Consider the following 22,742-nt stretch of genomic DNA (forward strand, 5'->3'; position numbering starts at 1 on the left):
GCATGACCCTGGAAACCTGGCTGCTGTTCAGCGGCGCTGCATTGATCGTGATTCTGATCCCTGGCCCGTTGTCGCTGCTGATGATCAGCAACAGCCTCAACTACGGCCTGCGCCGCTCGTATCCAGCGTTTCTCGGTGGGGTCATGGCCTCGATCTGTTTGCTCAGCGCCTCGGCCCTCGGTCTGGGCGCGCTGTTGCTCGCATCGGAGCAGTTGTTCAGCGCCTTGAAGGTGATCGGCGCGGCGTACCTGTTCTATCTGGCCTGGCAAAGCTGGAAGCAATCGCAGCAACCGGCACATGGCGCCGAAGTACCGCAGTTAGCCGCCACACCACGCTTTCGCACCTTGTTCGGCCGCGCCTTTGTGCTCGGCGCCAGCAACCCCAAGGACATTCTGTTTTTCGCCGCATTCCTGCCGCAGTTTCTCAACGGTGAGCAACCGTTCCTGCCACAACTGCTGAGCATGATCGCCACCTGGACCGTGCTCGACCTGCTGTGCAAACTGGTCTATGGCCTGAGCGCCCATGGCGCAGCCCGCTACCTGCGCAGCGGCAAAGGCCAAAGCTGGTTCAACCGCGTCAGTGCGGGGTTGTTTGGCGGTGCGGGCATGCTGTCGCTGATGAAGGTCAGGATGGATTCACTTTGACAAAATAGACGCTGGGAGGAACGGTACCCACGACGGGCCATTGGATACCTGCTGCGATCCGAACCAATCGCCCTTCCTCCATGGCACTTTTGACTCCCGCGAACGTAGCTGAAGCCGAATATCGATTGATGACTTTATTGAGCCAGACATTCGTCAGCCTTTCGTCGAGCTTGATGGCGCCTTTCTCAACCCAGTGGAGGGATACGTAATACAGCGTGTTCGAATTGGGGTGCGTCACGATAAGTTGATTCGTGGCTCGACCGCCGATTGATACTTCTCGATCTCTGACTCTAAAGCCCTGCTGTTTCAACTCGTGCCTAACCGCCGCGCGCTGCGTAACCCTTCGCTGACCCCCTTGCCCACCTTTGGGCAGCCACAACGAGGGGTCCAATCCAGACGCCTGAAAATCGACACGCGTGAAGCCAGGAGCCTTACCGTCGTAACCGATGAAAAGGCTATGACCGTGCCTTTCGATGGGCCGCAACATCCTCAGCAAGTCGTCCGTTTTTCCCGGCCCGGCAGGAAGTGGCGGCAACCATTTGTCCAACGTCGCACGAATGTTAAGCAAGTGAGTGGCGGTTGCAGGACGCGTCGGCCCAGACAATTCAATCATGCGCGCAACCGCAAAATGTCGACTCGTGATCGTCATGGTCGGAAAAGCCTCACCTACAGACTGAGTCAACGGCCGGTCGAACAATGGGTTATGAAGTGCCCACTCATTGCGTTCAGTGAATGACATCGGAAGAGGTTGTTCATCCAGCGCGCTGCTGGTCCACCGTTCGATGTCAAAAGCAGCGCTCGACATCAACGGCTCATTTTTTGTCATGAATACGATGCGGTTCAAGGGCGCCTGATTGCCCTCTGGGAGCAGCCTGTAATAACCACTTAACGGATGGTCTAAGGGAACATTCGGCGGGGCGATGCGCGCGACGTGACAGGAGAAACCCGCAGCATCTCTTGGAACGAGAAAAACGCCTGGTGCGGGCGACGTCAATTGCCGAACATCCGGAGTCGGCATTCGCCATTGCGCCCAATGACCCGCCGTCGATGCTGACTGAAGAATTGAGTTTTCCGTCGACGTGCGAACAATGGGTGGCCACCAATCAGGCGGTGCTGGCGACGACAGCGGCCGACGCCACGGATTAAGCGCATCCAGACTCGTTCCCGCCGCCGGCTGAGGCGCGTCTGCGCCGAGTAACCATTCCTTGGACTGCCGGATATTGATGATAAGTTCGTCCTGCCCCGGTACCTGTGGGTTTTTCAAGCGGAACGTCGTCTCGTTCGCGCGCCGATACACCGGATAATGGTGTGAGTCATCCGCGACAAATAGCTCGCCGTTTTTGACGTAGACACCATTCCGATCCGGCCCGCTCAACGCCACAGCCTCCTCAGGCACCGACTTGACCTTGAAACGCTCCAGCCCCGGAAGTTGCCGCACGGATGACGCCGAACGAGGAACACCGCTGCGCTCCACACGCCAGCGTCGTATCCGCCCCAAAGCCGCCACCGATACACCCACCCTCTTAGGGCCGGGTACGAACGCCATGACCAGGCCCACCGTAAAAAATTTTATCGTATCGGCCAACACGCGCTTATCGCCGGGATTACCAGATCGTAAATAACGCCGCGCCGCGCCGTACAACTCATAGAGATCACTGAACACTCCAACTATCGGCACAAAAAGACCTAACACCATCCGTATTTTAGCGACGCTATCATCGCGACGGCGGCGGATCCGATACTCTTCCAGCGCCTTGTTGGAGTAGCTGGCTGCTTGCGTTTGGCGTTGCAGCTCCAACACAGTTGCGTGGTACAGCAACGCCTGGGCATTGCAGTGAGAGGTGGCAACGATCGCCAGCCATTCCTGTGGATCACTGGCAATCTGACCGAGCACTTGTTCTTCTATCTCATGGATCGACAGCGAAGGTTCAGGGTGCTTCACGCGGAACATGCGGTACACCCGCCAGATGCCTTTCACAAAGTAATTGCCAGAGAGCACATCAAGGATGTTGACGGCCATCGGATCAGCTCCAGCCTGAAAGGCCCAGCCGGGCGCGACCTGCCGTGCGAGTGTCTTTGCGTTATCTGGCAAAGCGCCGAGACGGTTCAATTCAGTCCTGGCCTTGTCGAGGCTGCTGTACTCAGTGAGCACCGACGCGTGCGGGGCCTGCGGCCAGTAGATCACGCAAAGCGCCGAGCGCTTGTCCTGCACGACCACTATCCCTGCGACATAACGATCATGCTGCATCGTATGCCCCACCAGATGAACCTTATACAGTTGCAGTTCGTGCTGGTTTTTCAACAGGTCCTGGGGCGTTCGGGCGGCCATTGCAGTGCTGAATACGCTTTGCGCGTTCGCCGACAGCCCCTGTTGCACCGCACAAAACAGATGAAATTCAGTGCCCGCACGCAATGTGCGATTCAACAACTCGGGGATGCGCCCCTCGCTGAGCGGGTGGTTGGGACTAACAGGAGGATAAAACGCTTTGCTGATCAATGCGTCGTACCGGCCGCCGATATCCAGTGACCCTATTATTTGCCTCAGATGATTGACATGAAAGTCTCGCCACGGCCGTCGCAGAACGCAGGCACGGTCTAATTTATATTGCGTCCACGTTGCCTGCGGATCCAGGTTATGCAGCGCCAACTCCACCAGGCTGAAAGCTCTGCACGAAGAAGACGGCGACAGTCCCGTGTGCGGGTCCCTCAGACGGCAAGCTTCTTCATAGTCACAATAGGTGCCATGAATATCACCCGACATTGCGATAAACGGCTCATCTATCTCCACCTCCAACGAAATACCGTCGCGACGCAAACGGGCGGTCAATGCCTGGCGGGCATACGTCATCAGGTCCGGCAAACGTTGTTCCTGACGCGCTAGAAATGCCCAGGCACTGCTCATGTAATGCTTCTGCAAACGCCTGAAACGTCTACGCTGAGCCTGCGCTGCCGTGGTCAACCATGCTGGCAGTTTTTTCGCTTCAAGCGCGAGGTTGCGCAGCAGCTCTATATTCGTCTGCGCATGGCTCAGGGCACTATTGCGGGGAACCTGCAGTCGTTGCTCCAACTCAGTCAGCAGCAGCGCACGGCTCAACTCGGCGTCCTTCACCTCACTGAAAATACGCGTAATCTCATCCACGCTGTTGTACAAGCGATCATAGGAGCCAAGGAGCTTCTTGACGAACACCAAGGCAGGCTTGCCCTGGATGGGCACGTAGCGCACCTCTAACGTTTCATGTGCCGCATGCGCGCGTAAACCGTTGCGCTTATCGCGCGCGACACAACCCCATAGCACGGAATCGTCCCGACTGACGAGACTGGCCTTGACGCTGCGGGTCAGTGCATCCAGCCCGGCAAAACCCATCACCCCACCCTCCTCCCCGAACGCGTACAGCACCACTGGCAGTTGACGTCGCGGAACTCTCACCGCTGCGGCGCTCGTTACCACCCAGACGTTGTGCAGCGAGTAAAACCCATCGAGTTCGCTACCTATGGCGATCGATAGCACCTGGGTTTGACTGTCCTGGCGCCGACAGGACAAGGGCTGTTCCACCACTTCAATCATCAGGTCCCGATGCGCCGTACTCAGTAACTTAAGCCTGTGTTGCAATTGCACCTCGCAACGCAAGGCCTCGGTTTGCGCGCGCAAAAATGACACCCCCCGCCTGGGCGTCCCTGCTCCACCGGGGCGTTTAAACCAGAAATCAACATGGAGCAACTGTTGCCGAGCACCCTGCGTGACTGCACTCAACGTTTGGGCATGCGCCTTGAGTTGACTCACCAGTGCGACGACCTCCTGGTACGCGAGGGTCTCGGCGCTTGGATCATTCGGATCCAGCAGCGCCACCAGGCCTTTTTGGTAACGCCTGATCTGCTGCTCTATGGTGCGCAAGGGCAAACCGGGCGCGGTACTGGCAAAGATGATTTCTGCGTGTCGGCGCTGCTGGTCCCAATTGAGCAGCTCGTCACACAGCTCGCCGAGCGGCCCGCCTCCGACCAGTAAGCTCCTGTTGCCCTCCACGTACTTGAGGAAAAAGCTCGCATTACTTGGCTGCGACCGCTCTTGGGCAAACACCTGTTGGTGATAAAGAGTGATCGCACAGGCCAGTTCGTTATCCCATTGCTGCCTCAGTAACGCTTGCGTCCCCAGCGCCAACGCATCCTCAAGAATATTCGAGCCAAGCACCACGCTGGACGCCGGTGACAAGTCCGCAGGGCGGCAAAGCGCTTGACGACGATCTAAAGGCAGACATTGCCAGAGTTCCTCAAACCGCGACTGGCTCAGTTCCAGCACGCCACACTGAAACGCGACGAAGGAGGGGTACTCGTAGAAATTGCGAGCGACACCCGGTAGGTAAATGACATGGGGCGCTCCTTCGTGGTCTCCCTCACCATAGATATGCAAGGCACCTGGAATCGCAATCGCTGGCGTACCCGGCCACAGTAAATGACCCACTCGCACTGCGGCCCACTCTCCCCCTGCGCGCTGACGCGCCTCAGCGCTCGGGGCATCGATCACGACCTGAACCATGGCCATGGCGGTACTCGACAGCTCATCCAATTGCCGCGCAACAAAGGCACGATCAGCGAAAAGTACCTTATGCAAGTCCACCCAGCGCTCCCGGCGCGTCAGCCAGGAACCGTAGACCAACGTGTCCCAATATTCTGTGGCCGCAAGAACCAGACGCTCGAAGAGCCTCATCGCAATCACCCGTTGAAGCACATTAAATGGCGTCAACGTCACGCGGTAGCCGGGCTTTGCTTTGATACTCAGGGTGGTTGAGGAGCAGACATCGGCATCTATATGAGGCTCAAAGAGCATCGACAATGCCCGACCTGTCAGGGTGTCGACTTTTTCGGGCCCACCATCCTTCGCAGGAACGGTAAACAGCAGATCATCGGGTTCTTCATTGAACTCTTTGTACAGCTCGGCACGAATCACCTTCAAGATTCTTGGTGAGCGCCCTATCAGGTGTGTGAGCGTCTGCGCGGATTCGCGGCAGCGCATGTCGGCAAGGCAGAGCTGATTGATCAGGCGGCTGGGATGAGTACAGGTGTTGATCCGCCATTTCAACTTGTCGCGCATCGCCCGGAACTTGGCTTCGGTGTCGCTGGAGTCGTCAATGTCGACGGTGTCGGACGAAAGGTCAGAAGCGAGGGAAACGACGGGAGCTGCGGGGGTGGAAGTCATGACTTTTTCTACTCGTGGAAAAAACCAGCTTAGGTAATGCAGGTCTCCAAGCGACGTTAGATAGTTAAATGCAGATGAAAAAAAGCCCGCAGTGTGGGCGGGCAAAAAACCAACGAAGAGCTTTGGGGGTGTGAAGCGAGGTGACGCTAGCTACCGCGATAGGTGGAGTAGCTGTAAGGCGAAATCAGCAGTGGGACATGGTAGTGATCCTGCTCGGCATTGATGCCGAAACGCAGTACCACTACATCCAGGAAGGCCGGTTCGGGCAATTTCACGCCACGGGCGCGATAGTAGTCGCCAGCGCTGAATTGCAGTTGGTACACACCACTGCGGTAGTCATCGCCTTGCAGCAGCGGTGCATCGCAGCGACCGTCGGCGTTGGTGAGCGTGGTGGCAACCAGTTCAAGCTGCGCGCCTTCGACGCGGTACAGCTCAACCTTGATTGCGTCGCCGGGGCAGCCGTGTGCGGCGTCCAAAACGTGTGTAGTCAAACGTCCCATGGCGTCTACGCGCCTCCCGTAGTCAGTAGGAAAGTGATCCGCACTTTTTCAGGGCATCAAAAAAGCCGGCGATGACCGATTAAGACACTTTTTAAAAAAATTGTACACAATAAAAATCACAAATCTTTGGATTCGAGCGCCGGCGTTGCTCGGCAGGTCAACTGATGAGTAATCCTTGCTTTTAAACGACCTTTTGTCCATTAGCTGACCAGTCAGGCAAGTTTCTTGCTACACCATTCAGCTGGAGGCCTGCAGAAAAAATGCAGAAATGCAGGCTTACAAAGTTGCCGATAAGTTGTATACAATCACTCATCGCTAACACGACGAACAAGAAGGAAGACTGCAGTGAGCGCTGACTACCCACGCGACCTGATCGGTTACGGCAGTAACCCTCCTCACCCCCACTGGCCGGGCAAGGCGCGCATTGCGCTGTCTTTCGTACTCAACTACGAAGAAGGCGGTGAGCGCAACATTCTGCACGGTGACAAAGAGTCTGAAGCCTTCCTTTCGGAAATGGTCTCGGCCCAGCCGCTGCAAGGCGCACGCAACATGAGCATGGAGTCGCTGTACGAATACGGCAGCCGTGCCGGTGTGTGGCGCATCCTCAAGTTGTTCAAGGAATTCGATATCCCGCTGACCATCTTCGCCGTGGCCATGGCCGCCCAGCGTCACCCGGATGTAATCCGTGCGATGGTCGAAGCCGGCCACGAGATCTGCAGCCACGGCTACCGCTGGATCGACTACCAATACATGGACGAGGCCCAGGAGCGCGAGCACATGCTCGAAGCCATCCGCATCCTCACTGAACTGACCGGCGCACGCCCACTGGGCTGGTATACCGGACGCACCGGCCCCAACACGCGGCGGCTGGTGATGGAGGAAGGCGGCTTCCTCTACGACTGCGACACCTACGACGACGACCTGCCCTACTGGGAACCCAACACCCCCACCGGCAAGCCGCACCTGGTGATCCCTTACACCCTGGACACCAACGACATGCGCTTCACCCAGGTGCAGGGTTTCAACAAGGGCGATGACTTTTTCGAGTACCTCAAGGACGCGTTCGACGTGCTGTATGCCGAAGGCGCCGAGGCACCGAAGATGCTGTCGATCGGTTTGCACTGCCGCCTGATCGGCCGCCCTGCACGTCTGGCTTCGTTGAAGCGTTTCATTGAATACGTCAAAGGTCATGAACAGGTGTGGTTCACCCGTCGCGTCGATATTGCCCGTCACTGGCATGAAACCCACCCTTTCAAGGGAGCCGCCAAATGACTGCATTCCACACCCTGAAACCCTCGACCCTGAGCCGCGACGAATTCGTCAACGCTTTTGCCGATATCTACGAACACTCGCCATGGGTGGCCGAAAAGGCCTTCGACCTGGGTCAGGACGCTTCGATCGACGAGATCGAGACCCTGCACCAGCGCATGAGCGACATCTTGTTGAGCGCTGATCACACCCGCCAGTTGGCTTTGATCAACGCTCACCCGGACCTGGCCGGCAAAGCTGCCGTCCAGGGGCAACTCACCGAAGCCAGTACCCATGAACAGGCTGGCGCCGGTATTCATCAATGCACGGCCGAAGAGTTTTCTCGCTTCACCGAGCTGAACGATGCCTACAAGGCCAAGTTCAAGTTTCCCTTCATCATGGCGGTAAAAGGCAGCAACCGGCATCAGATCCTGGCCGCGTTCGAAACGCGCATTCACAACTCGGCGGACGCCGAGTTCAAATGTGCACTGGCCGAGATCAACAAGATCGCGTTGTTCCGATTACTGACCCTCTAAACGACCATCCCCAGCCACTCAATTCAAGGCAGACAAGAAGAATGAAAGCTTACGCCGTACCTTTCGAAAAGTTCGTCAACCTGGCCGACGCCCGTCTAGGTACCAAGATCCTCTCGGTGACCGATGATTGGTTCGCTGACGCCAACCGCCTGTTCCAGCCGACCCCGGCCGTGTGGAAGGAGGGCGTTTTCGATGACAACGGCAAGTGGATGGACGGCTGGGAGTCGCGCCGCAAGCGCTTCGAAGGCTACGACAGCGCTGTGATCCGCCTGGGCGTCCCCGGCTCGATCAAGGGCGTGGACATCGACACTTCATTCTTCACCGGCAACTACCCGCCGTCGGCCTCTTTGGAGGCCTGCTTCCTGGCTTCGGGCGACCCTGATGAAAACACCCAATGGGTGGAAGTGCTGTCGGCCGTCGAGCTGCAAGGCAACAGTCACCACTACCACGAAATCAACAACGACAAGGCGTTCAGCCACCTGCGCTTCAACATCTACCCGGATGGCGGCGTAGCGCGTCTGCGTGTGTACGGCGTGCCGTTCCGCGACTGGTCCTCGGTGGGTGACAACGAACAGGTCGATCTGGCTGCCGCACTGAACGGCGGTCGCGCCCTGGCCTGCTCCGATGAACACTTCGGGCGCATGAGCAACATCCTCAACCCAGGCCGTGGCATCAACATGGGCGACGGCTGGGAAACCGCACGTCGTCGCACGCCAGGCAATGACTGGGTGATTGTCGCACTGGGCCACCCTGGCGAGATCGAGAAAATCATCGTCGATACCCTGCACTTCAAGGGCAACTATCCGGACACCTGCTCGATCCAGGGCGCTTTCGTAAAAGGCGGCACCGACAGCCAGATCGAAACCCAATCGCTGTTCTGGCGCGAACTGCTGCCGGCGCAGAAACTGGAAATGCACGCTGAACACACCTTCGCCGAGCAGATCAAGGCGCTGGGGCCGATTACCCACATCCGCCTGAATGTGTTCCCGGATGGTGGTGTGAGCCGCCTGCGCGTCCTGGGCAAAGTTTCCAAATAAGCGGTGATGCCATTCGCGAGCAAGTCGAATCGTCGCACCGCCGCTCCCACATTTGAAATGCATTCCCCTGTGGGAGCGGGCTTGCTCGCGAAGGCAGCAGAACAAACAACACAGCATTCGGATAAGAAGACAACCATGCGCACACTCGTGATCGAACCCCTGACCAAAGAAGCCTTCGCCCCTTTCGGAAACGTTATCGAAACCGATGGCAGCGATCACTTCATGATCAACAACGGGTCGACCATGCGCTTTCACAAACTGGCCACGGTCGAAACCGCACAGCCGGAAGACCACGCCATCATCAGCATCTTCCGCGCCGACGCGCAGGACATGCCGCTGACCGTATGCATGCTGGAACGACACCCGCTGGGCAGCCAGGCTTTCATTCCGCTGCTCGGCAACCCCTTTCTGATCGTGGTCGCGCCACTTGGCGATGCACCTGTATCAGGCTTGGTCCGCGCCTTCGTCACCAACGGCAGGCAGGGCATTAATTACCATCGCGGCGTCTGGCACCACCCGGTGCTGACGATCGAAAAGCGGGATGACTTCCTGGTGGTTGATCGCAGTGGCACAGGCAATAACTGCGATGAGCATTTTTTCAAAGAGGATGAGCGGTTGATCCTCGCCCCCCACCAATAAGAGAAGGTCTGATCACCCGACAACAAGGGTGACAGGCGAGAGGTAAAGACTGTGGAAGCACATTTGATGGAATGGCTGAACCTGAGCGTGCGCTGGGTTCACATGATTACGGGCGTCGCGTGGATCGGCGCTTCTTTCTACTTCGTCTGGCTGGAAAACAACCTCAATCGCGTCAACCCCAGGAACGGCCTGGCCGGTGACTTGTGGGCGATTCACGGTGGCGGTATCTACCACCTGGAAAAATACAAACTGGCCCCACCGACCATGCCGGACAACCTGCATTGGTTCAAATGGGAAGCCTATTTCACCTGGATGTCGGGCATCGCGCTGCTGTGCGTGGTGTTCTACTGGAACCCGACGCTGTACTTGCTCGCTCCCGGCAGCACACTCAGCGGCACCGAAGGCGTATTGCTGGGCATTGGCTCGTTGTTCGCCGGCTGGTTCATCTACTCCTTCCTCTGCGATTCGGCCCTGGGCAAACGCCCTGCCCTGCTCGGTTTCATCCTGTTCGTGCTGTTGATCGCCGCCGCGTACGGCTTCAGCAAAGTGTTCAGTGGCCGTGGCGCCTACCTGCACGTGGGTGCGGTGATCGGCACCATCATGGTCGGCAACGTGTTCCGCATCATCATGCCGGCGCAACGCGCGTTGGTCGCGGCGATTGCAGAGAACCGCACGCCGGATCCAGCACTGCCGGCCAAGGGCTTGTTGCGTTCGCGCCATAACAACTACTTCACCTTGCCGGTGCTGTTCATCATGATCAGCAACCACTTCCCGAGCACCTACGGCAGCCAATACAACTGGCTGATCCTGGCGGGTATCGCGGTGGCGGCGGTGTTGGTACGGCATTATTTCAACACCCGGCATGACAGCCAAAAGTATGCATGGACCTTGCCGGTTGGCGCGTTGGCGATGATTTGCCTGGCGTATGTGACCGGGCCAAAACCGGTATCGACTTCGCCAGAAGTGGCCAAGGCACCGGCCGCAATCGAGTACCAGCCATTGCCGGAGACCGCAGTGGGTGGTGGTCTGAAACCTGCTGCACCTGCCGAACCGGCTGCAGCACCTGCTGCGCCCGCCCAGGCGACGATTGATTTCGACAAGGTGCACGGGGTGATCCAGGAACGCTGCGCCGTGTGCCATTCGGCCAAGCCCACCAGCCCACTGTTCAGCACCGCGCCGGCTGGCGTGATGTTTGACACACCGGCACAGATCCAGCAGCAGGCCGCGCGTATTCAGGCGCAGGCCGTGGCGAGCCAGATCATGCCGCTGGGCAACATCACCCAGATGACCCAGCAGGAACGGGACTTGATTGGCACCTGGATCAATCAGGGGGCGCGTACCAACTGACAGCCTGATGCAAGCCCGCTCCCACAGGGGCTTTGCAGCGTTTTCAAGACCAAGTTCCACCCGGCAATTGAATGCCAAACAACACAAAAAAATAAAAAAGATCCGAGGTGTTGCATGACCGAGTTAGCCGAACCGCAGATTCCTGCCGCGCCCGCCATGGTGCGGCTGCCCCTCTTGCAACTGATTCTGGTAGGCCTGCAACACGTCTTGCTGATGTACGGCGGCGCCGTCGCCGTGCCCCTGATCATTGGCCAGGCCGCCGGCCTGAGTCGTGAAGAAATCGCTTTTCTGATTAACGCCGACCTGCTGGTGGCCGGTATCGCCACCCTGGTACAGTCCTTTGGCATCGGCCCGGTGGGCATTCGCATGCCGGTGATGATGGGCGCCAGTTTCGCCGCCGTCGGCAGCATGGTCGCGATGGCCGGCATGCCGGGTATCGGCTTGCAGGGGATCTTCGGCGCGACCATCGCCGCCGGGTTATTCGGCATGCTCATCGCGCCATTCATGTCCAAGGTCGTGCGCTTTTTCCCGCCGTTGGTGACCGGTACGGTCATCACCGCGATTGGCCTGTCGCTGTTTCCAGTGGCCGTGAACTGGGCCGGTGGCGGCAGTGCCGCTGCCACGTTCGGCTCACCGATCTATCTGGCAATTGCGGCACTGGTACTCGCCACCATCTTGCTGATCAACCGCTTCATGCGTGGTTTCTGGGTGAACATCTCGGTGCTGATCGGCATGGGCCTGGGTTACGCCTTATGCGGCGCGCTCGGCATGGTCGACCTCAGCGGACTGGCGATGGCGCCGTGGGTGCAGGTGGTGACGCCGCTGCACTTCGGCATGCCCAGGTTCGAGTTGGCGCCGATCCTGTCGATGTGCCTGGTGGTGGTGATCATCTTTGTCGAGTCCACCGGAATGTTCCTCGCCTTGGGCAAGATCACCGGCCAGGACGTCACGCCAAAGATGCTGCGCCGTGGCTTGCTGTGTGATGCCGGTGCGTCCTTCTTTGCCGGTTTTTTCAACACCTTCACCCACTCCTCGTTCGCCCAGAACATCGGCCTGGTGCAGATGACCGGCGTGCGCTGCCGCTCGGTGACGATCATGGCCGGGGTCTTCCTGATTGTGCTCAGCCTGTTGCCCAAGGCCGCCTACCTGGTGGCGTCGATTCCGCCGGCAGTGCTGGGCGGCGCGGCCATCGCCATGTTCGGCATGGTGGCGGCGACCGGGATCAAGATCCTCCAGGAAGCCGACATCGCCGACCGTCGCAACCAGTTGCTGGTGGCCGTGAGCATCGGCATGGGCCTGATCCCGGTGGTGCGCCCGGAGTTCTTCGCGCAGCTACCGTTGTGGATGAGCCCGATTACCCACAGTGGCATCGCCATGGCCACGCTCAGCGCGTTGTCGCTGAATATCCTTTTCAACATTCTCGGCGGCGCTGAACGACCTGCCGTTGCTCACACGCATTGATTCCTTTGTTAGTAAAACAATAACAACAAACAGGGAACACCCACATGCACACCCTTTGCCTGGGGCCGGCCACGAGCCGTGCCCCATTCTCGCCCCACGCGCGCTCTAACAGCGCACTTGAGCCACGGCCTGGGAGCCAGTATTCTCCGCGCCCGCTCGACTCGACTCAAAAAAAAACAGCGAATGTAAAAGCTGACTGCAAGGCCAACTTATCCCGGCCTTATGTCTGCGGCCAAAGTGCGCAAACGTCCTCTGAATTCGACTGCATCCGATGCAGCCGACGGGGATTTTTTGGCTTTTTAAACACCTTGGCGCAGCTCTTGCTAAAAGCACTAAAGCTGACCGAACAGACGATTTTTGCAGCGAACCAAAAGGCGCCACACCAGAGCGCCTGCATAGAAGAAAAACCATAAAACTTTAACTCGGGAGCAACCGAATGAAACCTATGTTCAAAGGCCTGATGCTGGCGGGATCCCTGCTGGCCGGTGGCCAAGCCGTGGCCGGTGACCTGTTGCAATGGCAAAACAACAGCCTGACATACCTGTGGGGCAAGAGCTTTACCGTCAACCCGCAGATCCAGCAAACGGTCACGTTCGAACATGCCGATGCCTGGAAGTACGGCGACAACTTTATCTTCGTCGACCGCATCTTTTACAACGGCAAGGAAGACGGCAATGTCGGCCCCAGTACTTATTACGGTGAAATAAGCCCACGCCTGTCGTTCGGCAAGATCCTTGATAAAGACCTGTCGTTCGGCCCGATCAAAGACGTGCTGCTGGCATTCACTTATGAGTTTGGCGAAGGCGATAACGAGTCGTACCTGCTCGGCCCGGGCTTTGACCTGAACATCCCTGGCTTCGACTACTTCCAGTTGAACTTCTACCAGCGCCAGACCGAAGGCAATCGCCCGGGTGATGGCGTCTGGCAGATCACCCCGGTCTGGTCTTACACCATTCCCGTGGGCAACTCCGACGTGTTGATCGACGGTTTCATGGACTGGGTAACGGACAACGACAAGAACGCCCGGGGCACTTACCACGCCAACCTGCACTTCAACCCGCAGGTCAAATATGACTTGGGTAAAGCGTTGCATTGGGGCGATAAGCAACTGTATGTGGGCTTTGAATACGATTACTGGAAGAACAAGTACGGGATCGAAGATTCAGGTGCGTTCAAGACCAACCAGGACACCGCCAGCTTTTTGGTCAAGTACCACTTCTAACTGAGCACAACATTCCCCTTGTGGGAGCGCGCTTGCTCGCGAATGCGGTGGATCAGTCAGCACATGAGTTGACTGGCACACCGCATTCGCGAGCAAGCCCGCTCCCACAGTTAGATTGGGGGCAACCCCAGAAACCGCGTAATTTCCTCGCGCTTGGCCAACGCGTCACGCCGCCCCAACTCGATCAACTCGCTGCAATACCCCGCCTCGAACAGTAAGTAACTCAATACCCCTGCCCCGCTCGTCTTGGTCGCCCCCGGCCCACGCAAAAACAAGCGCAAAGCCGCCGGCAATTCCTGACGATGGCGCGCCGCGATTTCGTCGATCGGCTGGCTGGGCGCAATCACCAGCACTTCCACCGCCGCCACCCCTGGCGCAGCATGGCTGAACTGATTCAAGCGCTCCAGCAACTCGATATCGCTTTCCAGGCTGTCAATGAATGTGCTGTTGAGCATGTGCCCGCCGATCTGCGCCAGAGTCGGCTCCTGGCCGGTGTAGGTACGCTGCGCCGCGGGTTCATTACCTCGCGGGTTGCCGCTGACGCCGACCACCAGCACGCGACTGGCGCCTAGGTGCAACGCCGGACTGATGGGAGCCGATTGCCGCACAGCGCCGTCGCCGAAGTACTCCTGGTCGAGTTTGACCGGGGCAAACAGCAAAGGAATCGCCGAACTGGCCAGCAGGTGCTCAACCGTCAGTTGGGTGGGCATGCCGATGCGACGGTGGCGCAACCAGGCGTCGATGGTGCCACCACCCTGGTAGAACGTCACCGCCTGGCCGGACTCGTAACCAAAGGCGGTGACGGCCACAGCATGCAGGTGCTTGTTGCGGATGGCCTCATCGATGCCGTCCAGGTTCAAGCGTTCTTGCAACAAGTCACGTAAGGGTGAACTGTTGAGCAATGCCACTGGCACCTGGGCTCCCAGGCCTAGCAAGCTATGGATAAAGAAACGTCCCGCCTGGCGAATCACCCCTGGCCAATCGCTGCGCAACACCAGATGGCTGCGAAAGCCCTGCCAGAACGCAGTCAGGCGTTGAATGGCCGCCGTGAAGTCCATCGCCCCGCTGGCCAGCGTCACCGCATTAATCGCGCCGGCCGAGGTGCCCACGATCACCGGAAAAGGATTAGGCGCCCCCGGTGGCAGCAACTCGGCAATCGCCGCCAACACCCCCACCTGATACGCCGCTCGCGCCCCGCCGCCGGAAAGAATCAAGCCTGTAACCGGTTCAGCTGGGCGCATTGCGTCACTCCATGTCGGGAAAAGTCTGTCTTATCAACGGCGTTTTTCGTACAGCTTAGGCTCACCCGGGGGCCGGCTCTTGAAGCGGCGATGGGTCCACAGGTATTGCTCGGGGCATCCACGTACCGAGGCTTCGACCCATTGGTTGATGCGCAGGCAGTCGACTTCATCGCTCTCGCCAGGGAAGTCCGTGAGCGGCGGATGGATCACCAAGCGGTAACCGCTACCGTCGGCCAGGCGCTGCTGGGTGAACGGCACCACCAGCGCCTTGCCCAGCTTGGCGAACTTGCTGGTGGCCGGCACGGTGGCGGCCTGGATGCCGAACAGCGGCACGAAGATACTTTGCTTGGCGCCGTAGTCCTGGTCCGGCGCGTACCAGATGGCCCGGCCGGCGCGCAGCAGCTTGAGCATGCCACGCACGTCTTCGCGCTCCACGGCCAGGGAATCGAGGTTGTGGCGTTCGCGGCCACGGCGCTGAATGTAGTCGAACAACGGGTTGCCGTGCTCGCGGTACATGCCATCGATGGTGTGCTTCTGCCCCAGCAACGCTGCGCCGATCTCCAGGGTGGTGAAGTGCAGGGCCATTAGGATCACGCCCTTGCCATCCAGCTGGGCCTGTTTGAGGTGTTCCAGGCCTTCGACATGGGCCAGACGCGCCAGGCGCTGGCGCGACCACCACCAGCTCATGGCCATTTCAAAAAAGGCGATGCCGGTGGAGGCGAAATTTTCTTTGAGCAGCTGTTTGCGCTCTTTGGCGGATTTTTCCGGGAAGCACAATTCCAGGTTTCGCGCGGCAATGCGGCGACGCTCGCCGGCCACGCGGTACATGCCGGCGCCGAGCAGGCGACCAATGGTCAAGAGCGCACGGTACGGCAGTTGGGTAACCAGCCACAGTAGGCCCAGCCCCAGCCATAACAGCCAGAAACGCGGGTGAAAAAATACAGCTCGAAAACGCGGGCGATCCATTACAGATTCCGGTAAAGACAAGGGCCGCGCATTCTACAACGGTTCGACCCGGCTTGCGGCGGGTGAGTGTTCTCGTTATAAGTCTCGACACTTTTCGTGACAAGCCGCTTTTGCCGACCATGAGCCAAACCGAACCGCTAGACCAAGATCCCGTGTTCCAGCTGAAAGGCAGCATGCTCGCCATCACCGTGCTGGAACTTGCCCGTAACGACCTCGACGCCCTGGATCGCCAACTGGCCGCCAAGGTTGCCCTGGCGCCCAACTTTTTCAACAATGCCCCGCTGGTGCTGGCCCTGGACAAACTGCCCGCCGGCCAAGGCAGCATCGACCTCCCCGGCCTGATGCGTGTATGCCGTTCCCACGGCCTGCGCACCCTGGCGATTCGTGCCAGCCGCATCGAAGACATTGCTGCAGCCATCGCCATTGAACTGCCAGTACTGCCACCGTCCGGCGCACGCGAGCGTCCGCTTGAACCATTGGTCGGTGAAGAGAAGAAAAAACCGGAAAAACCACCGGAGCCTGCGATCAAGCCTACAAAGATCATCACCTCGCCCGTACGCGGCGGACAGCAGATTTACGCCCAGGGTGGCGACCTTGTAGTCATCTCTTCGGTCAGTCCCGGGGCGGAACTTCTCGCCGATGGCAACATCCATGTATACGGCCCGATGCGCGGACGTGCCCTCGCCGGCATCAAGGGTGATACCAAGGCCCGTATTTTTTGCCAGCAGTTGACCGCTGAGCTAGTGTCCATCGCAGGCCAGTACAAGGTTTCAGAAGATTTGCGCCGTGATCCGCTGTGGGGGGCTTCGGTGCAGGTCAACCTGTCGGGCGATGTGTTGAACATCATCCGTCTTTAACGGATACTGCCGCATTTTCCAAGCATCTCTAGACTCTGATAGCACAGCGAAACCGGCATTACTTATGTAGGAATTATTTTTTCCTACAAGGCTGTCCGCCTGCAGCGAGTTCCAAGAGATGTTTTTCAGGGACTAAAACGTCCTTCTTCCTTAGGGGTGAAACACCTTGGCCAAGATTCTCGTGGTTACATCCGGCAAGGGTGGTGTGGGTAAGACCACCACCAGCGCCGCTATCGGTACCGGTCTCGCTCTGCGCGGCCACAAGACAGTCATCGTTGACTTCGACGTCGGCTTGCGTAACCTCGACCTGATCATGGGCTGCGAACGCCGCGTGGTGTATGACTTCGTCAATGTGGTCAATGGTGAAGCGAACCTGCAACAGGCCCTGATCAAGGACAAGCGCCTTGAGAACCTGTACGTGCTGGCCGCCAGCCAGACCCGTGACAAAGACGCGCTGACCAAAGAAGGCGTCGGCAAAGTTCTGGCCGAGCTGAAGGAGACCTTCGAGTACGTGGTCTGCGATTCGCCGGCCGGTATCGAAACCGGTGCTCACCTGGCCATGTACTTCGCCGATGAAGCCATCGTGGTCACCAACCCGGAAGTGTCCTCCGTACGTGACTCGGACCGCATGCTGGGCCTGCTGGCCAGCAAATCCAAGCGCGCCGAGGAAGGCCAGGATCCGATCAAGGAACACCTGCTGCTCACCCGTTACAACCCTGAGCGCGTCAGCAACGGCGAAATGCTCGGTGTTGAAGACGTGAAGGAAATCCTCGCAGTGACCCTGTTGGGCGTGATTCCAGAATCCCAGGCCGTCCTGAAGGCTTCCAACCAGGGGGTTCCGGTGATTCTTGACGACCAGAGCGACGCCGGCCAGGCGTACAGCGATGCCGTCGATCGCTTGCTGGGCAAGTCCGTGGAACATCGCTTCCTCGATGTCAAGAAGAAGGGATTCTTCGAGCGTATCTTTGGAGGCAACTAAACAATGAAATTTCTCGACTTCTTTCGCGCCAACAAAAAGCCTACGACCGCGTCGGTAGCGAAAGAGCGTCTACAGATCATCGTGGCGCACGAACGCGGCCAACGCAGCACGCCGGATTACCTGCCAGCCTTGCAGAAGGAACTGGTCGAGGTGATCCGCAAGTACGTCAATATCGGCAACGATGACGTGCATGTCGCCCTGGAAAATGACGGCAGCTGCTCGATTCTGGAACTCAATATCACCCTGCCTGATCGTTGATCGAACAGGCGGCCGCCACGGCGGCTCGTTCACCCTGACCCGTTTTGCGGGCCGGGTGGGCGAGCCGCCGTTGGCGTTTGTTACGAGGCTGTTTAATGCCGTTGTCCAACATCCACATCCTCCACCGGGACGACGCCGTCCTGGTGGTGAACAAGCCGACCCTGCTGCTCTCGGTGCCTGGCCGCGCCGACGACAACAAGGACTGTCTGATCACCCGCCTGCAGGAAAACGGCTACCCCGAAGCCCGCATCGTGCATCGCCTGGACTGGGAAACCTCGGGCATCATCCTGCTGGCCCGTGACGCCGACACCCACCGCGAACTGTCCCGCCAATTTCACGACCGTGAAACCGAAAAGGCCTACACCGCCCTGGCCTGGGGCCAACCGGAACTGGACAGCGGCAGCATCGATTTACCCCTGCGCTACGACCCGCCGACCAAACCACGCCATGTGGTGGACCACGAATTCGGCAAGCATGCGCTGACCTTCTGGAAAGTGCTGGAGCGTTGTGGCGATTGGTGCCGTGTGGAACTGACGCCGATCACCGGGCGTTCGCACCAGCTGCGCGTGCACATGCTGTCCATCGGCCACCCATTGCTGGGAGATGGTCTGTATGCCCATGAACAGGCCCTGGCTGCCTGGCCGCGCTTGTGCCTGCATGCGAGCATGTTGAGCTTCACCCATCCGCAGAGTGGCGAGCGCCTGCGTTTTGAGTGCCCTGCGCCGTTCTAGCATTGGCAATACGCTTCCACATTTAGTTCTGTGTCAGTTCTAGACACCGAGTGAAACCAATACGGTAAACTCCGCGCACTGCTGTCTGGAGCTATTTATGCGCGAAGCGTTGAATCAAGGCCTGATCGACTTCCTCAAGGCCTCCCCTACTCCTTTTCATGCCACTGCCGCCCTGGCCCAGCGCCTGGAAGCGGCCGGTTACCAGCGTCTCGACGAGCGCGAAACCTGGACCACCGAGGCCAACGGTCGCTATTACGTGACCCGCAACGATTCCTCGATCATCGCCTTCAAGCTCGGCCGCCATTCGCCGCTGCAGGGCGGTATCCGCCTGGTCGGTGCCCACACCGACAGCCCGTGCCTGCGGGTCAAGCCTCAACCCGAGCTGCAACGCCAGGGCTTCTGGCAACTGGGCGTGGAAGTCTACGGCGGTGCACTGCTGGCACCGTGGTTCGACCGCGACCTGTCCCTGGCCGGCCGCGTGACCTTCCGCCGCGACGGTAAGGTCGAAAGCCAGCTGATCGACTTCAAGCTGCCCATCGCCATCATCCCCAACCTGGCCATTCACCTGAACCGTGAAGCCAACCAAGGCTGGGCGATCAATGCCCAGACCGAGCTGCCACCGATCCTCGCGCAATTTGCCGGGGACGAGCGCGTGGACTTTCGCGCCGTGCTCACCGAGCAACTTGCCCGCGAGCACGGGCTGAACGCCGACGTGGTGCTCGACTACGAGTTGAGCTTCTACGACACCCAGAGCGCTGCGGTCATTGGCCTGAACGGCGACTTCATCGCCGGCGCACGCCTGGACAACCTGCTGTCGTGCTATGCCGGCCTGCAAGCCTTGCTCACCAGCGACAGCGAAGAAACCTGCGTGCTGGTGTGCAACGACCACGAAGAAGTCGGCTCCTGCTCGGCCTGCGGCGCCGACGGGCCGATGCTGGAACAGACCCTGCGTCGCTTGTTGCCGGAGGGGGAAGAATTCGTACGCACCATTCAGAAATCCCTGTTGGTGTCTGCGGATAATGCCCACGGCGTGCACCCAAACTATGCCGAGAAGCACGACGCCAACCACGGTCCCAAGCTCAACGCGGGCCCGGTGATCAAGGTCAACAGCAACCAGCGGTACGCCACCAACAGCGAAACCGCCGGGTTCTTCCGCCACCTGTGCATGGCCCAGGAAGTACCGGTGCAGAGCTTCGTGGTGCGCAGCGACATGGGCTGCGGCTCCACCATCGGCCCGATCACCGCCAGCCACCTGGGCGTGCGCACCGTGGACATCGGCCTGCCGACGTTTGCCATGCACTCCATTCGTGAGCTGTGCGGCAGCCATGATTTGGCGCATCTGGTGAAGGTGCTGGGCGCGTTCTACGCGAGCCGCGACTTGCCCTGATGTGGCATGGGGTTGATGTGTTTCTGATACACATCAACCCCACTTCCTGCAATCCGACCTAGACTTGTCAGTATTCCCACTCCGACAAGGCCGTCGCCCCATGATCTCCATGTCCTCCTTCCACGCCATGCTTATCCCGATCCTGATCGGCATGATCATGCTCGCCGTGGGCTTCAACTTCCGTGACAAGCCCCTCGGCGTATTCGGCATGTGGATTGGCATGCTGCTGATCCTGGGCACCGTGGTCTACAAGATCCTCGCAAAACTGGCTGAATGACGCTTGCGCTCGTACACTCGGTCAACTCGTCGTTTTCAAGGTTGACCGCCTCGTGCTTTCCCGTTTGTTTGCCCTGCCCTGCTACTGCTTGATCGCCCTGCTGACACTGCTGCCGCTTGCGCCTGCCCAGGCCGTGAGCCTGCCCGGTTTGTTAGGCAGTTCCAACAAAACCCAACCCCAGGCTGAAGTGCCATTGGGACAGTCGTTGGACGAAGTGATCAAGACCCTGGAGAACGACCAGCAGCGCACCCAGTTGCTGAGCGACCTTAAAAAGCTGCGCGAAGCCACGCAAAAAGCCCAGCCCGCCGCCGAACAAGGGGTGCTGGGGCTGATCGGCAGTACGCTGTCCGGCTTCGAGCAGCAGTTTTCCGGAGCTGACAGTCCGCTGGGACGCTGGTCCGACGAGGTCGAGCTGGCCAAGCAAGAACTCAGTGCGCTGATGCTGCCGGCCAACGAATGGCTGCCGATCATTTTTGGCTTTGCCCTGATCCTGGCGGTATGGAGCCTGCTCGCCGCCGCGCTGATCTGGCTGAGCCACCGCGTGCGCGAACGTTTCGGCCTGCCCGAAGAATTGCCGCAACACCCACGCACCTGGGACATGGTGCGCTTTGCCCTGCGAAAACTGGGACCCTGGTTGATCGCTCTGGTGATCACGGTGTACCTGAGCTACGCCCTGCCCTCGTCCCTGGGCAAGTCCCTGGCGATGGTGCTGGCCTACGCACTGGTGGTCGGCACCTGCTTCTCGGCAATCTGCGTGATCGCGTTTTCTGTGCTCGACGGCCCTCACCGTCATCGCGCGCTGTATATCCTGCGCCACCAGGCCTTCCGCCCGCTGTGGTGGATCGGCAGCTTTGCCGCCTTTGGTGAAGCCTTGAGCGACCCGCGACTGGTCCAGGCCCTGGGCCAGCATTTGTCCCACACCGCCGCGACCGTAGCCAATGTGATGGCGGCACTGTCGACCGGCGTGTTTATCCTGCGCTTCCGGCGACCCATCGCCCACTTGATCCGCAACCAACCACTGTCACGTCGCCTCACACGCCGTGCCCTCAGCGACACGATCGAAATCATCGGTTCCTTCTGGTACATCCCAGCCTTGTTGTTGGTGGGTATTTCGCTGTTTGCCACCTTTGTCTCGGCGGGTGATACCAGCACGGCATTGCGCCAGTCGCTACTGTGCACCGTGCTGCTGGTATTGTGCATGGTGATCAACGGCCTGGTACGCCGCCATGCCCTCAAGCCGCAACGCGGGCACAAGCGCCATGCGCTTTACTCCGAACGCCTGAAAAGCTTTGTCTACACCCTGGCCCACCTCATCGTGTGGCTGGTGTTTATCGAGTTGGGCCTGCGGGTGTGGGGCCTGTCGCTGATCCGCTTTACCGAAGGCGATGGGCATGAAGTCAGCGTCAAGCTGTTCGGGCTGGCCGGGACCCTGCTGTTTGCCTGGTTGATCTGGATCCTCAGCGACACCGCGATCCACCACGCCCTCACCCGCTCGCGCAAAGGCCTGGCCAATGCCCGCGCGCAGACCATGATGCCGCTGATCCGCAACGTGCTGTTCGTGACCATCTTCATCATCGCGGCCATCGTCGCTCTGGCAAACATGGGCATGAACGTCACGCCACTGCTGGCCGGTGCCGGTGTGATCGGCCTGGCCATTGGTTTCGGTGCACAGTCCCTGGTGGCGGACTTGATCACCGGCCTGTTCATCATCATCGAAGACTCCCTGGCCATTGATGACTACGTGGATGTCGGCGGTCATCTTGGCACCGTCGAAGGCCTGACCATCCGCACCGTGCGCCTGCGCGACATTGACGGCATCGTGCACACCATCCCGTTCAGCGAGATCAAGAGCATCAAGAACTACTCGCGCGAATTCGGCTACGCGATCTTCCGGGTGGCGATCCCCTACAACATGGAAATCGACGACGCCATCAAGTTGATGCGCGATGTCGGCCAGAAAATGCGCAACGACCCACTGCAACGCCGCAATATCTGGTCGCCATTGGAGATTCAAGGCGTGGAAAGTTTCGAATCGGGCAGCGCGATCCTGCGCGCACGCTTCAAGACCGCACCAATCAAGCAGTGGGAAGTATCGCGAGCGTTCAACCTGTCGCTCAAGCGTCATCTGGATGAGGCCGGGCTGGACCTGGCGACGCCGCGCTTGAGTGTGCAGGTGGTGACCGCCGGTACGGTGCAGGAGAAAGGTCAACAACAATAAACT

General features: G+C 59.2%; 19 protein-coding genes. 15 read left to right on the forward strand and 4 right to left on the reverse strand.

The window, feature by feature from the left end; all coding sequences use genetic code 11:
• The first annotated feature begins 2 nt into the window (after positions 1 to 2).
• Positions 3 to 644, forward strand: coding sequence for a LysE family translocator (locus tag LVW35_RS20025; protein WP_233891722.1), 642 nt, complete (start codon positions 3 to 5; stop codon positions 642 to 644).
• Here LVW35_RS20025 and LVW35_RS20030 read toward each other — a convergent pair.
• On the reverse strand, positions 625 to 5,835 hold the full coding sequence (locus tag LVW35_RS20030) for a dermonecrotic toxin domain-containing protein (RefSeq protein WP_233891723.1): 5,211 nt from the start codon (positions 5,833 to 5,835) through the stop codon (positions 625 to 627). The two genes, LVW35_RS20025 and LVW35_RS20030, sit on opposite strands and share 20 nt — an antisense overlap.
• Positions 5,836 to 5,981: 146 nt before the next feature.
• On the reverse strand, positions 5,982 to 6,335 hold the full coding sequence (uraH, locus tag LVW35_RS20035; RefSeq protein ID WP_233891724.1) for a hydroxyisourate hydrolase: 354 nt from the start codon (positions 6,333 to 6,335) through the stop codon (positions 5,982 to 5,984).
• Between the two features lie 345 nt (positions 6,336 to 6,680).
• On the opposite strand from uraH, the gene puuE reads away from it, so the two are divergent.
• The 7 genes from puuE to LVW35_RS20070 all read left to right on the forward strand — a co-directional run bounded on the left by puuE (position 6,681) and on the right by LVW35_RS20070 (position 13,825).
• A complete protein-coding gene (gene puuE, locus LVW35_RS20040; protein WP_233891725.1) occupies positions 6,681 to 7,607 on the forward strand; it encodes an allantoinase PuuE in 927 nt (308 codons plus the stop codon).
• The gene (gene uraD / locus LVW35_RS20045; protein ID WP_233891726.1) at positions 7,604 to 8,119 is read left to right on the forward strand and encodes a 2-oxo-4-hydroxy-4-carboxy-5-ureidoimidazoline decarboxylase; all 516 of its coding nucleotides are present in this window, start codon (positions 7,604 to 7,606) and stop codon (positions 8,117 to 8,119) included. The genes puuE and uraD overlap by 4 nt, the downstream gene beginning before the upstream one ends.
• A gap of 41 nt (positions 8,120 to 8,160) precedes the next feature.
• A complete protein-coding gene (gene alc, locus LVW35_RS20050) occupies positions 8,161 to 9,156 on the forward strand; it encodes an allantoicase (protein WP_233891727.1) in 996 nt (331 codons plus the stop codon).
• A gap of 135 nt (positions 9,157 to 9,291) precedes the next feature.
• The gene (locus LVW35_RS20055; protein WP_233896523.1) at positions 9,292 to 9,795 is read left to right on the forward strand and encodes an ureidoglycolate lyase; all 504 of its coding nucleotides are present in this window, start codon (positions 9,292 to 9,294) and stop codon (positions 9,793 to 9,795) included.
• Positions 9,796 to 9,846: 51 nt separating this feature from the next.
• A complete protein-coding gene (locus LVW35_RS20060; protein ID WP_233891728.1) occupies positions 9,847 to 11,142 on the forward strand; it encodes a urate hydroxylase PuuD in 1,296 nt (431 codons plus the stop codon).
• Positions 11,143 to 11,256: 114 nt separating this feature from the next.
• Positions 11,257 to 12,603: a nucleobase:cation symporter-2 family protein gene (locus LVW35_RS20065; RefSeq protein ID WP_233891729.1), complete on the forward strand. Its 1,347-nt coding sequence runs from the start codon at positions 11,257 to 11,259 to the stop codon at positions 12,601 to 12,603.
• Positions 12,604 to 13,039: 436 nt separating this feature from the next.
• Positions 13,040 to 13,825 carry an outer membrane protein OmpK gene (locus tag LVW35_RS20070; RefSeq protein ID WP_233891730.1) on the forward strand — a complete coding sequence of 262 codons (786 nt, stop codon included), beginning with the start codon at positions 13,040 to 13,042 and terminating at the stop codon, positions 13,823 to 13,825.
• Positions 13,826 to 13,935: 110 nt separating this feature from the next.
• Here the strand turns inward: LVW35_RS20070 and LVW35_RS20075 are convergent, their stop codons facing one another.
• Positions 13,936 to 15,066, reverse strand: a complete 1,131-nt coding sequence (locus tag LVW35_RS20075) for a patatin-like phospholipase family protein (protein WP_233891731.1) — start codon at positions 15,064 to 15,066, stop codon at positions 13,936 to 13,938.
• Positions 15,067 to 15,099: 33 nt separating this feature from the next.
• Positions 15,100 to 16,032: a lipid A biosynthesis lauroyl acyltransferase gene (locus LVW35_RS20080; protein ID WP_233891732.1), complete on the reverse strand. Its 933-nt coding sequence runs from the start codon at positions 16,030 to 16,032 to the stop codon at positions 15,100 to 15,102.
• Between the two features lie 119 nt (positions 16,033 to 16,151).
• Between LVW35_RS20080 and minC the strand changes: the two genes are divergently transcribed.
• The 7 genes from minC to LVW35_RS20115 all read left to right on the forward strand — a co-directional run bounded on the left by minC (position 16,152) and on the right by LVW35_RS20115 (position 22,739).
• Positions 16,152 to 16,889: a septum site-determining protein MinC gene (gene minC / locus LVW35_RS20085; RefSeq protein WP_033900844.1), complete on the forward strand. Its 738-nt coding sequence runs from the start codon at positions 16,152 to 16,154 to the stop codon at positions 16,887 to 16,889.
• 166 nt (positions 16,890 to 17,055) lie between these two features.
• Positions 17,056 to 17,868 (forward strand): septum site-determining protein MinD, encoded by an 813-nt coding sequence (gene minD / locus LVW35_RS20090; RefSeq protein WP_034099397.1) that lies wholly within the window; start codon positions 17,056 to 17,058, stop codon positions 17,866 to 17,868.
• Positions 17,869 to 17,871: 3 nt separating this feature from the next.
• Entirely contained in the window at positions 17,872 to 18,126 is a 255-nt protein-coding gene (gene minE, locus LVW35_RS20095; RefSeq protein WP_010208824.1) for a cell division topological specificity factor MinE, read from the forward strand.
• A 95-nt stretch (positions 18,127 to 18,221) separates the two neighbouring features.
• Positions 18,222 to 18,857: an RluA family pseudouridine synthase gene (locus tag LVW35_RS20100; protein WP_233891733.1), complete on the forward strand. Its 636-nt coding sequence runs from the start codon at positions 18,222 to 18,224 to the stop codon at positions 18,855 to 18,857.
• Between the two features lie 97 nt (positions 18,858 to 18,954).
• On the forward strand, positions 18,955 to 20,244 hold the full coding sequence (locus LVW35_RS20105; RefSeq protein ID WP_233891734.1) for a M18 family aminopeptidase: 1,290 nt from the start codon (positions 18,955 to 18,957) through the stop codon (positions 20,242 to 20,244).
• Positions 20,245 to 20,344: 100 nt separating this feature from the next.
• The gene (locus tag LVW35_RS20110; protein WP_010208820.1) at positions 20,345 to 20,521 is read left to right on the forward strand and encodes a hypothetical protein; all 177 of its coding nucleotides are present in this window, start codon (positions 20,345 to 20,347) and stop codon (positions 20,519 to 20,521) included.
• Positions 20,522 to 20,573: 52 nt separating this feature from the next.
• Positions 20,574 to 22,739: a mechanosensitive ion channel family protein gene (locus LVW35_RS20115; protein ID WP_233891735.1), complete on the forward strand. Its 2,166-nt coding sequence runs from the start codon at positions 20,574 to 20,576 to the stop codon at positions 22,737 to 22,739.
• The last annotated feature ends 3 nt before the right edge of the window (positions 22,740 to 22,742 follow it).

The organism is Pseudomonas sp. HN11 (genome assembly GCF_021390155.1).
Lineage (GTDB): Bacteria > Pseudomonadota > Gammaproteobacteria > Pseudomonadales > Pseudomonadaceae > Aquipseudomonas.